We start from the raw sequence: 13419 nt of genomic DNA on the forward strand, positions 1-13419 counted from the left end.
CGGGCGGCTCGCAGACGGGGCTGGATCGAGCCGCAGGGCTGGTACGGGGCTGGGGTCAGGCCCGCACTCGGGCGGGTCCGGGGCGGGTGCGGCGTCCGCAGGGGCGGGCGGGGCCGCCGGGGGCGGTGTCGGTGGCGGTGGCGGTCAGTGCCGCAGGGGCCAGCCCGCGCCCGCGTGGTCGGCGTCCGCGCCGGCGGCGTACCGGGCGCACGCGTCGGTCAACGCCTCCAGCAGGGTCAGCGGCTCCGGGAGCGGGTGCTCCGGTCCGCGCACCCACTGCACCGCCTGGTCCCCGGGCAGCCGGGCGGGCGGTACGAGGACGTAGGACCCGCGGCAGTGCCAGCGCAGGCCCGGGTGCTCGTCCATCGTCTCCGGGTGGCAGTCCAGCTCGCACGGCCACCACTCGTCCTCGTCCTCGGGCGTGCCCCGGGTGAGGGTGAAGAACAGCATGCGGCCGTCGTCGCTCTCGGCGACCGGCCCGACCTCGATCCCGGTGTCCAGCAGCCGCCGCAGGGCCTCGCGGCCGGCCTCCAGGGGGACGTCGAGGACGTCGTGCACCATGCCGGTCGCGGTGATGAAGTTGGCCTCCGGCTGGTGCCGGGCCCAGCGCTCGATCTGCGCGCGGTCGGTGGTGGACTGCGTCTGCCAGGCGAACGACACCGGGTGCCGGGCCGGGGTGGGGCAGCCGATGCGGTCGCAGGAGCACCGGTAGCCGGAGGGGTGCGCGGCGGGCGCCAGCGGCAGCCCGGCCCCGGCGGCGGCGAGCAGCAGAGCCTCCCGGCCGCCGTCTCCGGCGGCCTCCTTCGGCCGGCGTCCGCGCAGCCACTGGGAGATTTTGCCCTGCCGGCCGCTCCGGCCACCGAACTCCGCGCTCATCTATCCCCTCGCCTCGCCGTCGTGCGCTCCAGCATGCCCTATCGTCGCACCAATCCGTGCGTCGGGGTCGGGGACGGACAAACTTCCCAGCTCAGCGCGGACGGGGTCAGCGGGGAACGAGTCCGTACAGCGCGTAGTCGACGAGGGTGTCGGTGTACTCGTAGGAGAACGGCGCGGTGCGCTGGAGCCAGCGCTGGGCGAGCGGGGAGACGAACAGCTCCAGCGCGATCCGCGGATCGACGTCGGGACGGATGTCCCCGGCCCGCTGCGCGGCGCGCAGCCGGTCGACGTAGAGCTGGAGCGAGGGTTCCAGCAGCTTGGCGACGAAGACGCGACCCACTTCCTCGTTGACGACGCCTTCGGCGGCCAGGGCCCGGCTGGGCCCCTCGAACTTCGGGTCGCGCAGTTCGTCCACGGTGGCCCGCAGCACGAGTTTGAGGTCGGCGGCGAGGTCTCCGGTGTCCGGGATGGCGTAGGACATCTCCCCCGCCTCCTGCGCGGCCTGCTCACCGAGGTCGAGGAAGGCCTCCAGCAGGACGTCGGCCTTGGAGGTCCACCAGCGGTAGATGGTCTGCTTGCCGACCCCGGCGCGGGCGGCGATGCCCTCGATGGTGGTCCTCGGGTAACCGACCTCGGCGACGAGGGAGAGGGCGGCGTCGTAGATGGCCCGGCGGGACCTCTCGCTACGGCGCTTCCGGGCGGGCTTCTGATCGGACATGGCCCGAATTTATCAGTTGACAAGACGGACCGTCTCGCAGACAGTTGCTTTCACGAGACGAACCGTCTCGTACCGAGGTGCGGCCGGGGCCGGCCGCGGACGACGGAAGGGACCCCCATGACCCGAGGCGGAGCAGGAAACATGCTGGGCGTCGGCGGCCCGCGCCGGAACCTCGGCCGCAAGGCGCTGCGCGGCGCCGACCCGAGCGGCCGGTTCGGCGGGGGCCCGGACGCCCGGGCCCAGAAGCGGGAACTGGCCCGCAGGATGCAGCAGAAGCAGCAGCGGCAGCAGGGCGAGCGGGAGGAGCAGGGGGCGCGGCAGGAACAGGAGGCGCGGGAAGGGTGAGGCCGGCCCTTGAGAGCCGGTGCCCGGCGGGAGCCGCCGGCCCCCGCGGCCCGCGGCCGGGTGTGATCGGCTACGCGTGGTCCGGCTGGTCGTCGGCGGGCGGCCAGGCGTCGCCCCAGTCGGTGTCGCGGGCCGCCTTGTACAGGTCGCCGTGGCGTTTGGTGACCGTGGTCCGGCTCAGGCCCGGCTCGCTCTCGCACAGGTCGAGCAGGACCTGGCCCTTGCGGATCTGCGGCCGCCGGACGACCCGGGAGGCGGCCGGTGCCGCGGTCACGTCGGGGTCGCGCACGGCGGCGACGTAGCTGAACTTCTCGTCCTCGTACGCGAGGGAACCGCCCTTGACCCGCCGGTGCAGCGAGGAGCGGCTGACCCGCGCCGAGAAGTGGCACCAGTCCGTGCCGGGGACGATGGGACAGGCGGCGCTGTGCGGGCAGGGCGCGGCGACCCGGAACCCGGCCGCGACGAGGCGGTCGCGGGCCTCGATGACGCGCTCGTGGCCGGCCGGGGTGCCCGCCTCGACGATCACGACGGCCCGGGCGGCGGAGGCGGCGGCGTCCACGAGCGCGGCACGGTCGGCGGCGGTCAGCTCGTTGAGGACGTACGAGACCGTCACGAGGTCGGTGCCGTCGAGGCCGAGCGACGCGCCGATCCGGGCGCGCTGCCAGCGGACGCCGGCGAGGGCCGGTTCGGCGGCGGCGATCTCCCGGCCGAGCGCGAGCGCGGGCTCGGCCCAGTCGAGGACGGTCACGGGCCGCGCGCCGGCCCAGGTGTCGGCGACCGCCCAGGTGGCCGCGCCGGTGCCGCCGCCGACGTCTACGTGGTCGCCGGGCACCCAGCCGGGGACGGCCGCGGCGAACGCCGCCAGGGCCGACCGCACCGCCTCGAAGGTCGCGGGCATCCGGTACGCGGCGTAGGCGGCCACGTCGGCGCGGTCCCGCAGGATCGGGGCGTCGGTCGGGGTCGCCCCGCGGTAGTGGGCGATCAGCCGCTCCACGGCCTGCGCGGCCTGCCGGGGCGGCAACCCGTCGAGCAGCCCGGCCAGAGCGGAGCGCAGGGTGTCGGCGGGGGCGGTGGGGGCGTTCACCCGGCGATTCTACGGGGGGGTGCCCGCCCGGCCGGGGCGGGCGGGGTCCGCCGGACGCAGCCGCCGGTGCAGCCAGCCGGTGCGGCCTGCCGGTGCGGCCGCTCCCCGAAGAGGAGCCACCCCGCCCGCGACACCCCGCCGACGCGGGCGCCGGTCGGCGCGGGCGCCCGCACCAAGGTGGGAAGGGCGTCGGCTTGGGCCGGGGGGCCGGCCGAGGCGGGACGGTGCGGGAGGGGCGCCGACCAGGACGGTGCAGGAGGGGCGCCGACCGGGGCGGTGCAGGAGGGGCGCCGACCGGGGCGGGCGCCAACCGGGACAGTGCGGGACGGGCGCCGACCGCGGCGCCCACCGCGGTGTGAAGGGCGGGACGGGAAGAGCCCCGGTGGAAGGACCGGGGCAGGAGTGGCCCGCCGGGTCACCTGCCCAGGGGGGTGTCGCGTACGGCGCGGGCCAGGTGGGTCGCCGTCGCCGCTCGGGGGCGGTTGTCCGGGCGGGCCGGGCGGCGCGGGTGCACCGCGTTGGCCAGCAGCACCAGGAAGGTGTCCGTCGCCCGGTCGAGCACCAGCATCGTGCCCGTGAACCCGGTGTGCCCGGCCGCCCCCCGTCCCGCCAGCTCCCCCATGAACCACGGCTGGTCCAGCGCGAAGCCCAGGCCCGGCGGGGTCAGCAGCAGGTCGACGAAGTCGGGCCCGAGGATGCGTGCCGGCCCGTAGCCACCGCCCGCGAGCAGCGCACGGCAGAAGACGGCCAGGTCGCGGGCGGTCGAGAACAGCCCCGCGTGACCGGCCACCCCGCCCAGCGCCCAGGCGTTCTCGTCGTGCACGGCACCGCGCAGCATCCCGCGGTCGGCCTTGGCCCACGGCCGCCGCTGGTCCTCCGTCGCCGCCGCCTCGGGGCAGGGCCCGAACCGGGTGGCCGTCATGCCCAGCGGGCGGGTGATCCCGTCGCGGACCAGAACGTCCAGGGTGCGTCCGGTGATGCGCTCCAGGACCTGCTGGAGGAGCAGCATGTTGAGGTCGGAGTAGCAGTAGGTCCCGGGCACGCCGACGGGCGGCTCGGCGCGCAGCCGCTCCAGCCGTTCGGCGTCGTCGGCGCAGTCGTACAGCGGCAGCTCGGGCCGCAGCCCGGAGGTGTGGGTCAGCAGCTGCCGCACGGTGACGCGGTGCCGGGCGGCGGCCCGGAAGTCCGGCAGGTACGCGCCGACCTCGGCGTCGATGCCGAGGGTCCCCCGCTCGATCTGCTGCACGGCGGCGACGGACGTGAACAGCTTGGTGAGCGAGGCCAGGTCGAAGGGCGTGCCGGCGGTCACCGGCACCCGGTCCGGGGGCGGCAGGTCCACGGGCGCCTCGCGGGAGGCGTCGTAGGACGCGTAGCGCACGGCCCAGCCGGCCGCCTCCTCGACGGCGAGCACCGGGCCGCGCCCGGCGGCCACGACGGCACCCGGCGCCCACGGGCGCTCCCCGGTGGTGAGGCCGTGGACCTCCCGGACGAGCAGGCGCAGCCGCTCCGGGGCGAGCCCGGCGCGCTCCGCCGTGTCGCTGCGCAGTCTCGGGGTGCTCAGCTGCCCTCCTCCGTTCTCCAGGGCCGGCACAGTCCGAGGAAGCACGCCGCGGCCACCAGGGCCGCGCCGAGCTGGACGATCGCCATCGGCAGGGCGGTGTCCTCCCCGGCGACGCCGACGAGCGGGGAGGCGATCGCGCCGATGAGGAAGGAGGACGTGCCGAGCAGCGCGGAGGCGGAGCCCGCGGCGTGCTTGACCCGCATCAGCGCCAGCGCCTGGGTGTTGGGCAGGGTGATGCCCATCGCGGACATCAGCACGAACAGCGCGGCGGCGACCGGCACCAGCCCGACCTCGCCGAACACGCCGAGGGACATCAGCAGCAGCGCGGTCGCGGCGGCGACGACGATCGCCAGGCCGAGGCCCAGCACCCGGTCGAGCCGGACGCGGCCGACCAGGACCTTGCCGTTGATCTGGCCGACGGCGACCAGGCCGACGGAGTTGAGGCCGAACAGCAGGCTGAAGGTCTGCGGGGAGGCGCCGTGGATCTCCTGGATGACGAACGGGGACGCCGAGATGTAGGCGAACAGCGCGGCGAAGGCGAAGCCGCCCGCGAGCAGGTAGCCGGAGAAGGCCCGGTCCGCGAGGAGCGTCCGCATCGCGTGCAGGGCCTCCCCCACCCCGCCGCGGTGCCGTTCGGCGGCGGGCAGCGTCTCGGGCAGCTTCGCCCACACGACAGCGCCGAGCGCCACGCCGACCACGGTGAGGACGACGAAGACGCCCCGCCAGTCGGTCACGCGCAGGATCTGCCCGCCCAGCAGGGGCGCCACGACGGGCGCGACGCCGGATATCAGCATCAGCGTGGAGAAGAACCGGGCCATGGCCACGCCGTCGTACAGGTCGCGGACCACCGCCCGTGCGATGACGATGCCGGCGGCACCGGCGAGGCCCTGCGCCAGCCGGAAGGCGACGAGGAGTTCCACGGTGGGCGCGAACGCGCACAGGGCGGTGGCGACGACGTAGACGGTGAGGCCGGCCAGGAGCGGACGGCGGCGGCCCCAGCGGTCGCTCATCGGCCCGACCACGAGCTGGCCGAGGGCCATGCCGGCCAGACACGCGGTCAGCGTGAGCTGGACGGTGGCGGCGGAGGCGTGCAGGGAGCGGGTGACCTCCGGCAGCGCCGGGAGGTACATGTCCATCGCCAGGGGCGGCGTGGCGGTCAGCCCGCCGAGGACGAGCGTGACGAGCAGCCCGGTGCGGCGGGCGCCACGCGGTGCGCGGGGCGATGTCGGTGGTGCGGTGTGCTGCTGCGGCCTGTTCAGTGGTGTGCTGTCCGGTACGGATGCCCCGCGCTCGGGCATGCGGCCCCTCCCTCTTCGACTGATCCGGCACCTATGCTCTCAGCTCGTACGGACTGTAGGTACGACTGCTTGTACGAGGGTGGGGCGAGGGTGACCGGGCAGACGGTGCGGTGGGGAATTCTGGCGACCGGCGGGATGGCGGCGACGTTCACGGCGGATCTCGTGGACCTGCCGGACGCGCAGGTCGTGGCGGTGGCGTCGCGGAGCGAGGCGTCGGCGGAGGCGTTCGCGGAGCGCTTCGGCATCGACCGGGCCTACGGCGACTGGGCGGAACTGGCGCGGGACGAGGACGTCGACGTCGTGTACGTCGCCACCCCGCACTCGGCGCACCGGACGGCCGCCGGGCTGTGCCTGGAGGCCGGGCGGAACGTGCTGTGCGAGAAGCCGTTCACGCTGAACGCGCGCGAGGCGGAGGAGCTGGTGGCCCTCGCCCGGGAGCGCGGGAGCTTCCTGATGGAAGCGATGTGGATGTACTGCAATCCGCTGGTGCGGCGGCTGAAGGCGCTCGTGGACGACGGCGCGGTCGGCGAAGTGCGCAGCGTCCAGGCCGACTTCGGGCTGGCGGGTCCCTTCCCGCCCGCCCACCGGCTGCGGGACCCGGCGCAGGGCGGCGGTGCGCTGCTGGACCTGGGGGTGTACCCGGTGTCCTTCGCGCAGCTGCTGCTCGGGGAGCCGTCGGACGTGGTGGCCCGGGCGGTGCTCTCCGACGAGGGCGTCGACCTCCAGACGGGCGCGCTGCTGTCCTGGGAGAGCGGTGCGCTGGCCTCGCTGCACTGCTCGATCGTCGGCGGTACGCCGAACTCGGCGTCCGTGACCGGGTCGAAGGGCCGCATCGACGTCCCGCACGGCTTCTTCTTCCCCGACCGTTTTGTGCTGCACCGGGACGGCCGCGACCCCGAGGAGTTCGCGGCCGACCCGGCGGACGGGCCGCGGGCCAGCCTCAAGCACGAGGCCCGGGAGGTGATGCGGGCGCTGCGCGCCGGGGAGAAGGAGTCCCCGCTGGTCCCGCTGGAGGGCACGCTGGCGGTGATGCGGACGCTCGACGCGATCCGGGACCGCGTCGGCGTCCGCTACCCGGGCGAGGACTCGGCCGCCGAGAGCGCTTCCGGCGGGACCGCTTCCGCCGGGACCGCTTCCGCCGGGACCGCTTCCGCCGGGACCGCGTCCGCCGGGGGTGCCGCGGGCGGGCCCGTGGCGCCGGTGGTCACGCCGGCGTGAGCCCCTGGTTCCCGGCCTCCGTGACGAAGGACGCCGCGGTGGTCAGCGGCGCGCCCTGCGTCGTGACGTGGGAGACGGTCTTGTAGTCGATCCGGGCCAGCTCCCGGCCGAGGGAGACCGTCGCGTAGCCGCGCTGCCCGTTGTAGAACCTCAGGTGCGGGTTGGCGGCCGTCAGGGTCTCCCAGTTGGCCGGCTTCGCGGCGCCGTCGCCGCCGCTGGTGACCGACGTGGTGACGATCTCGGTGCCCATGGTCCTGGAGTCCGGGTCCTCGAAGTCGCGCTTGATGTCGAAGCCGTAGTGGACGTGCACGTCGCCGGTGAGGACCATCAGGTTCCGGATGCCGGCGGCCTGCGCGCCGGCCAGCACCCGTTCACGGGAGGCCGGGTAGCCGTCCCAGGCGTCCATGGAGACCTTGGACGGCAGGGTCGTGGAGTTGTACCGCCGGGAGAAGGTGACCTGCTGCGGCACCACGTTCCACACGGCGTCCGACCGGTGCCAGCCGCCGATCAGCCAGCGCTCCTGGGCGTCGCCGGTGAGGGTGCGGCCCGGGTCCTCGGACTCGGGGCCGGGGTACTGCCAGCCGTCGCCATAGGCCTGGTTCGAGCGGTACTGGCGGGTGTCCAGGACGTCCAGCTGGGCCAGCCTGCCCCAGTGCAGACGGCGGTAGAGCCGGAGGTCGGGGCCCTCGGGGAGCTGGGGCCGGCGCAGCGGCATGTTCTCCCAGTACGCCCGGTAGGCGGCGGCCCGGCGGAGCAGGAACTCCTCGGGCGGGACGCTGTTCTCGGGGGTGTCGCCGGCGTAGTTGTTCTCGGTCTCGTGGTCGTCCCAGGTGACGACGAATGGGTGTGCGGCGTGCGCGGCGGCGAGGTCGGGGTCGGACTTGTACAGGGCGTACCGCAGGCGGTAGTCCTCCAGGGTCACCGTCTCGCGGCGGAACAGGTCGGGCAGGGTGCCGGCCGGGTAGGCGCGGGAGCCGGCGGAGGAGTTGACGGCGTACTCGTAGAGGTAGTCGCCGAGGTGCAGGACGACGTCCACGTCCTCCTCGGCCAGGTGCCGGTACGCGGTGTAGTACCCCTGGTCGTAGCGCTGGCAGGAGGCCAGGGCGAAGGTGAGCGCGGAGGCCCGGGCGCGCTCGGCGGGCGCGGTGCGGGTGCGGCCGACGGGGCTGACGAAGCGTCCGGCGCGGAAGCGGTAGTAGTAGACGTGGCCGGGGGCGAGGTGGCCGGCCTCGACGTGCACGGTGTGGTGGAACTCGGGGTGGGCGGTGGTCCGGCCGCGTCTGGCGATCCGCCGGAACCGCTCGTCGAGGGCCAGTTCCCAGGAGACGGTGACGCGCTCGGCGGGCAGTCCGCCGTCGGGCTGGTACGGGGCGGGCGCCAGCCGGGTCCACAGCAGGACCGAGTCGGGGTGCGGGTCGCCGGAGGCGACGCCCAGGGTGAAGGGGTCGTCGGTGAGCTGCGCGGCGTCGAGTTCGGCGGCGCTCGCGGTGCCGGCGGCCGGCAGGTTGACGGAGAAGGCGAGCGCGGCGGCGGCGCCGGTGACCGTCAGAAAGCGGCGGCGGCCCACGTGGCGGGCCGCGGCCCGGAGTTCCGGAGCGTGCGAGGGCTGGTGGTTCGCGGGTGTCATCCGTGTCTCCCCTGAGCGTTGGCTGCAGGGAGCATTCGAATGGCCCGCGACGACCCCAGATTGGCACGGACATGACCGGCCTGTTGCGGAACGATGAGTTCCGTCCGGTGGCCCCACACGTACGCTGCGGTGCCATGAACACCATGAGAACCACCGACGAGGGGACGTCCGCGATGACCGGCGCGAGGACCGGCGAGGCGACGGCAGCGGGGGCCGACGGGAAGAGCGGCGAGGCGGCGGCCGGCGCGAGGCCAGACGAGGTGGCGGCGGCAGCGGCGGCCGGCGGGACGAAGGCCGGGCGGATCGCCGTGGTCACGGGCGCGGGTTCCGGCATCGGCCGCGCGGTCGCCGTGGAACTGCTGCGGGCGGGCTGGTCACTGGCCCTGGCCGGCCGCCGCACCGAGACCCTTCAGGAGACGGCGGCGCTCGTGCCGGGCGCCACCGCGCTCACCGTCCGCACCGACGTCTCCGACCCGGACGACGTGACGGCCCTGTTCACCGCCGTGCGCGAGCAGTTCGGCCGCCTGGACCTGCTGTTCAACAACGCGGGCACGTTCGGCCCGGGCGGCGTGCCGGTCGAGGACCTGTCCTACGACGCCTGGCGGCACGTGGTGGACACCAACCTCAACGGCGCGTTCCTGTGCGCGCAGGCGGCGTACCGGCAGATGAAGGAGCAGGACCCGCGGGGCGGCCGGATCATCAACAACGGCTCGATCTCGGCGCACACGCCCCGCCCGCACTCGGCGGCGTACACGGCGACGAAGCACGCGCTGACGGGACTGACCAAGTCGCTGTCGCTGGACGGACGGGCCCACGGCATCGCGGTCGGCCAGATCGACATCGGCAACGCGGCGACGGACATGACGGCCGGCATGCAGACGGGCGCGCTCCAGGCCAACGGCCAGGTGGCGCCGGAACCGGTGATGGACGTGGCGGACGTGGCGCGCACGGTGCGGCACATGGCCGAGCTGCCGCTGGAGGCGAACGTGCAGTTCGCGACGGTACTGGCGACGGCGATGCCGTACGTGGGGCGGGGCTGAGCCGGCAATCGCCGTTCACACAATCGGAATTTGAACTTCCGCACCATTGCGGCCGGTGGGAGTTCTATGCTCGACTTCCCTCCACCAGAGCTTCACAAATGGAGCACTGGTGGATGAGGTTCCTCCGCATGCCATACCGAGGGGGGAGGCGGCAGCCGTTCCACACCGCCGGCAGGGGGTGGACTCCGCGCGGGACCGCGGAGTGCGCACCGGTGGGCGGAGCGGCTGCCGCACGGACGGCCGGTCAGGCCTGACCGGTCTCGAAGCGCGAGATCCTGCCGTCCTCGTCGACGTGGAACATCCACCGCGTGCGCATCTCGCCCCAGGTGTCGTTGCGGTAGCGGGCGATGAGGGCGCGTCCGCCGTTCGACTCGTTGTCGACCTCCAGGTGGCCGTTGGCGGAGAAGATCTCCGCGTCGATCCACTCGTCGAGATCACGGTCGGTGCCGTCGTCCGCCATGGTGGCGTCGGGGGTGAGCACGGAGAGGAACGCGTCGCGGTCGTGGGCGTTGACGGCGGCCACGAAGGCGCGGACCGCCGGATCGCGGAGCCGGTTCTGCTGAATGGTCATGCCGGTCAGCGTCACACCGACCCCGGGGCCCCGCCACCGGGACGCGTCACTACGGCGCACGACATCGCCGCACCCGGCCGGCGGGCCACCCGAACGGCGCCCGCGACGGGCCGTCGGACGGTCGCCGGTGCGACCGTGGGAGACGGCCGCCGTTCCGTCCTCCCGCACGGGACGGCCACCGCCCGGCCTGTAGCCCCCCGTCCCACACCTTCCGAGGGAGTCGACGTGACCTGTTACGACCGCCGCGACATCGGTCTGCTGCTCCTCCGCCTGGGAACGGGCGGCGTGCTGGCCGCGCACGGCGCGCAGAAGCTGCTCGGCTGGTTCGGGGGCGGCGGCATCGAGGGGACCGGCCAGTTCATGGAGTCCGTCGGCTACGCGCCGGGCAAGGCCAGCGCCACGGCGGCGGGCCTGGCGGAGGCCGGCGGCGGGACGCTGCTGGCGCTCGGCCTGGCCACCCCGGCGGCCGGTGCCGCGGCGGCCGGGGCGATGGCGGGCGCGGCGGCGGTCCACACCCCCAACGGCTTCTTCGCGCAGGCCGGCGGCTACGAGTACGCGGTGTCCCTGGGCCTGACGGCCGCGGGTCTCGCCGTCACGGGCCCCGGACGCCTCTCCCTCGACCACGCCCTCGGCCACGCGGTCAACCGGGGCTGGATGGTCCCGGCGGCGTTGGCGGCGGCCGCGGCGGCCACGGCGGTGGTCGTGGGCGCGCGGAACAAGCGGGTGCGCAGGGCGGCGGAGGGCGAACAGGAACCGCTGTTCGACTGACGTACCGCCCGACCGGTGACCAGGTGACCCACCCGTCCGCGGCAGGCCGCCTGCGTGGCAAGCTGCCTGCCATGAGCGACGACGATCACGGCATCGGCGTCTCCGGCAGCGGCGACGGCAACGGCGGAATCGCGGGCGACGACCTCTGGGACACCGTCGACGCCCTGTGGAAGTGGGTGGACGCGGGCTCTCCGGTCGACGGCCGGGAGGGACTGCTGCTGCGCGTGCTGAAGCTCTCGGAGGAGGTCGGCGAGGTCGCGCAGGCGGTGATCGGCGCGACCGGCCAGAACCCGCGCAAGGGCGTCACCCACACCTGGGACGACGTCGAGGCGGAGCTGTGCGACGTGGCGATCACGGCGCTGATGGCACTACGCTCGCTGACCCCCGAGCCCCGCGAGGTGTTCACCCGCCACCTGAACCGGGTGAAACGACGCTCCCTGGGCACCTGACAAAGGCACCCCACCGGACATGGCGGCGCACCGAATGGCACTCCACCCGGATGGCGCCGCTCCCGGCACCGCACCCGGACGGCACCGCACCCGGGCGTGGCGGAGCCCGGGAGCATGTCCAGCTCCCGGGCCCCTGGGGATGCCACCCATGCGCACGCCGGCGGCGTTGAAGAGGGCGGATCAGTCGTCAGACCGTCGTGTTCTGCCATTGAACTACCGCACCGGGAAGAGGTGCAGACGAGATTCGAACTCGCACCCGACGGTGTCCGTCCGCCCCCGGTCGCACCGGCGATCGGCGGCGATGCTGAAGCTGGAGCGAGAGTCTGAGATTGACGGCACAGGGGCTGTCGCCCGGCGCCGGTTCAGCCTGACCTTCAGTTTCAGCTTGCGCTCCGCACGCGAACCGGTCCTCAATCCGGCCCGCGCCTGTCGCGCACCCCCGCGCTCGCACGCGGGGGCGTTCGTGGATGCTACCCGTGGCCGCCCCGTCAGCCGAACAGGTAACCGAACACCGCGTCCCCGACCCGCTGGTCGGTGACCTCGGCCCCGTTGGCCTCCTCGCGGGCGAACTTCACCGCCTGCTGGAGCTTCTCGACCCGCTCCAGCACCTCGTTCACCCGCCGCGCCGGAAGGGCGCCGGAGAACTTCACCGTCGTCCAGTATCCGATGGCGATGTCCTCGTAGTACACGTCGACCTGCGCCGGGTGCTTGTCGGTCGCCTCGGCCTTGACGTGGTTGCGCGGCACCTTCTTCGTACGGATGGTGCGCACCGCGTCGGTCTTCCACCAGTCGGTCGACGGGTCGAGGGACCAGGACTCGGCGGCGTCCAGCACCGGCAGCTTCTTGACGAAGGCGTGCAGGTCGGTGAGCTGCTTCTCCAGGAAGAGCAGGTAGCTGACCGGCACGTCGGCGAGGATCGGGCGTCCGTCGACCACGACGTCGGCCCGTGCGGTGCAGTTGGCCCAGTCCTTGGTGGCGGTGACGTCGAACAGCCGGGTCAGCGACGCGGACGTCTCCCGCAGCACGTCCTCGGCCATGACCTGCACCCGCGTGGACTCGGGCGGCAGCTGCTCGCCCTCCTCGTCCTTGGGCTGGTAGGTCCGCGAGATCCCGGCGAGCAGCGCCGGCTTCTGCACCTTGTGGTGAGCCGCGGTCACGTCCTGGAGCGCCTTGCTCTTGACGCCCTTCTCGACGGCGATGATCTGATTGAGTTTCGCCACGTCGTCCCCCTCTTTCGAACACCAGGACCCTAACGAGGCGTTCCCCCACGACGCACCTGCTTTTCCCCGCACACGGCCCCGCCTTCCACCACCCACGGCCGCCGCCTTCCACCACCCACGGCCCCGCCCACCACTGCGCGGGGCCCGGGACCACCCGCCACCCACCGCCCTGCCACCCTGGACCCCATGACCGACGCCCGCTCCCCCGAACTCCCCTCGGAACGCCCCGGGTTACCCCGCGCGACCCGCGCCACCCGCGTCTTCCTCGTCACCGCCCTGACGCTGAGCACCGCGGGCTGGGCGGCAACGGCCTACCTCGACAGCACGACCCCGCAGGCCCGGCCACCGAGCCCGTACGACACGGAACCACCCGCCGGCTGCTCCACCCGGGCCCCGGCCCAGGACCCGGACCTCTGCGCCCGGCACGCCGACGCGAGCCTCTGCGAGGAGGACCCCCGCACCACCACCCGACGCCTGGCCCCGTCCCCCTGGGCGGCCTACTCCCCACCCCCACCGGCCCTGGCCCACCCACGAGGAAACGGCGTGTTCGTGGTCACCGTCTGCACGACCGCGGTACCGGCCGACCCCACCCCCCTCCCCCACCCGACAGCGGCACCGGCACCGGCGGTGCTTTGAAACGTGGT

General features: G+C 74.2%; 14 protein-coding genes. 6 read left to right on the plus strand and 8 right to left on the minus strand.

The genetic code is table 11. The features are described from left to right. Nucleotides 1–144: 144 nt before the first annotated feature. Both ACZ45Q_RS06130 and ACZ45Q_RS06135 read right to left on the minus strand, forming a co-directional pair. Nucleotides 145–876 carry a bifunctional DNA primase/polymerase gene (locus tag ACZ45Q_RS06130; protein ID WP_468255632.1) on the minus strand — a complete coding sequence of 244 codons (732 nt, stop codon included), beginning with the start codon at nt 874–876 and terminating at the stop codon, nt 145–147. 106 nt (nt 877–982) lie between these two features. After that, nucleotides 983–1594 carry a TetR/AcrR family transcriptional regulator gene (locus tag ACZ45Q_RS06135; RefSeq protein ID WP_468255635.1) on the minus strand — a complete coding sequence of 204 codons (612 nt, stop codon included), beginning with the start codon at nt 1592–1594 and terminating at the stop codon, nt 983–985. 117 nt (nt 1595–1711) lie between these two features. Between ACZ45Q_RS06135 and ACZ45Q_RS06140 the strand changes: the two genes are divergently transcribed. After that, on the plus strand, nt 1712–1939 hold the full coding sequence (locus tag ACZ45Q_RS06140; protein ID WP_468255638.1) for a DUF6243 family protein: 228 nt from the start codon (nt 1712–1714) through the stop codon (nt 1937–1939). A gap of 70 nt (nt 1940–2009) precedes the next feature. On the opposite strand, the gene ACZ45Q_RS06145 is transcribed toward ACZ45Q_RS06140, so the two are convergent. From ACZ45Q_RS06145 to ACZ45Q_RS06155, 3 genes are all read right to left on the minus strand, one after another. Then, nucleotides 2010–3023 (minus strand): small ribosomal subunit Rsm22 family protein, encoded by a 1014-nt coding sequence (locus tag ACZ45Q_RS06145; RefSeq protein WP_468255641.1) that lies wholly within the window; start codon nt 3021–3023, stop codon nt 2010–2012. 415 nt (nt 3024–3438) lie between these two features. Continuing rightward, nucleotides 3439–4614 carry a serine hydrolase domain-containing protein gene (locus ACZ45Q_RS06150; RefSeq protein WP_468255644.1) on the minus strand — a complete coding sequence of 392 codons (1176 nt, stop codon included), beginning with the start codon at nt 4612–4614 and terminating at the stop codon, nt 3439–3441. After that, nucleotides 4581–5882: a multidrug effflux MFS transporter gene (locus tag ACZ45Q_RS06155; RefSeq protein ID WP_468255647.1), complete on the minus strand. Its 1302-nt coding sequence runs from the start codon at nt 5880–5882 to the stop codon at nt 4581–4583. Before ACZ45Q_RS06155 ends, ACZ45Q_RS06150 begins: the two co-directional genes overlap by 34 nt. Before the next feature lie 90 nt (nt 5883–5972). Between ACZ45Q_RS06155 and ACZ45Q_RS06160 the strand changes: the two genes are divergently transcribed. After that, nucleotides 5973–7100 (plus strand): Gfo/Idh/MocA family protein, encoded by a 1128-nt coding sequence (locus ACZ45Q_RS06160; protein ID WP_468255649.1) that lies wholly within the window; start codon nt 5973–5975, stop codon nt 7098–7100. On the opposite strand, the gene ACZ45Q_RS06165 is transcribed toward ACZ45Q_RS06160, so the two are convergent. After that, complete coding sequence (locus ACZ45Q_RS06165; protein ID WP_468255652.1) at nt 7087–8727, minus strand: alkaline phosphatase D family protein; 1641 nt, start codon at nt 8725–8727, stop codon at nt 7087–7089. The genes ACZ45Q_RS06160 and ACZ45Q_RS06165 overlap by 14 nt on opposite strands. Nucleotides 8728–9035: 308 nt before the next feature. On the opposite strand from ACZ45Q_RS06165, the gene ACZ45Q_RS06170 reads away from it, so the two are divergent. Then, on the plus strand, nt 9036–9767 hold the full coding sequence (locus ACZ45Q_RS06170; protein ID WP_468256453.1) for an SDR family oxidoreductase: 732 nt from the start codon (nt 9036–9038) through the stop codon (nt 9765–9767). A gap of 244 nt (nt 9768–10011) precedes the next feature. Here the strand turns inward: ACZ45Q_RS06170 and ACZ45Q_RS06175 are convergent, their stop codons facing one another. Next, nucleotides 10012–10338, minus strand: a complete 327-nt coding sequence (locus ACZ45Q_RS06175) for a nuclear transport factor 2 family protein (RefSeq protein WP_468255655.1) — start codon at nt 10336–10338, stop codon at nt 10012–10014. A 225-nt stretch (nt 10339–10563) separates the two neighbouring features. Here ACZ45Q_RS06175 and ACZ45Q_RS06180 point away from each other — a divergent pair, with 225 nt between their 5' ends. Then, the gene (locus tag ACZ45Q_RS06180) at nt 10564–11106 is read left to right on the plus strand and encodes a DoxX family protein (protein ID WP_468255658.1); all 543 of its coding nucleotides are present in this window, start codon (nt 10564–10566) and stop codon (nt 11104–11106) included. Nucleotides 11107–11177: 71 nt separating this feature from the next. Beyond that, the gene (locus ACZ45Q_RS06185) at nt 11178–11555 is read left to right on the plus strand and encodes a MazG-like family protein (protein ID WP_468255661.1); all 378 of its coding nucleotides are present in this window, start codon (nt 11178–11180) and stop codon (nt 11553–11555) included. A gap of 488 nt (nt 11556–12043) precedes the next feature. Here ACZ45Q_RS06185 and ACZ45Q_RS06190 read toward each other — a convergent pair whose 3' ends face one another. After that, nucleotides 12044–12775: a DUF7873 family protein gene (locus tag ACZ45Q_RS06190; protein ID WP_468255664.1), complete on the minus strand. Its 732-nt coding sequence runs from the start codon at nt 12773–12775 to the stop codon at nt 12044–12046. Between the two features lie 186 nt (nt 12776–12961). Between ACZ45Q_RS06190 and ACZ45Q_RS06195 the strand changes: the two genes are divergently transcribed. Continuing rightward, nucleotides 12962–13411, plus strand: coding sequence for a hypothetical protein (locus ACZ45Q_RS06195; RefSeq protein WP_468255667.1), 450 nt, complete (start codon nt 12962–12964; stop codon nt 13409–13411). The last annotated feature ends 8 nt before the right edge of the window (nt 13412–13419 follow it).

It is taken from the genome of Streptomyces sp. NPDC031049 (genome assembly GCF_055571015.1).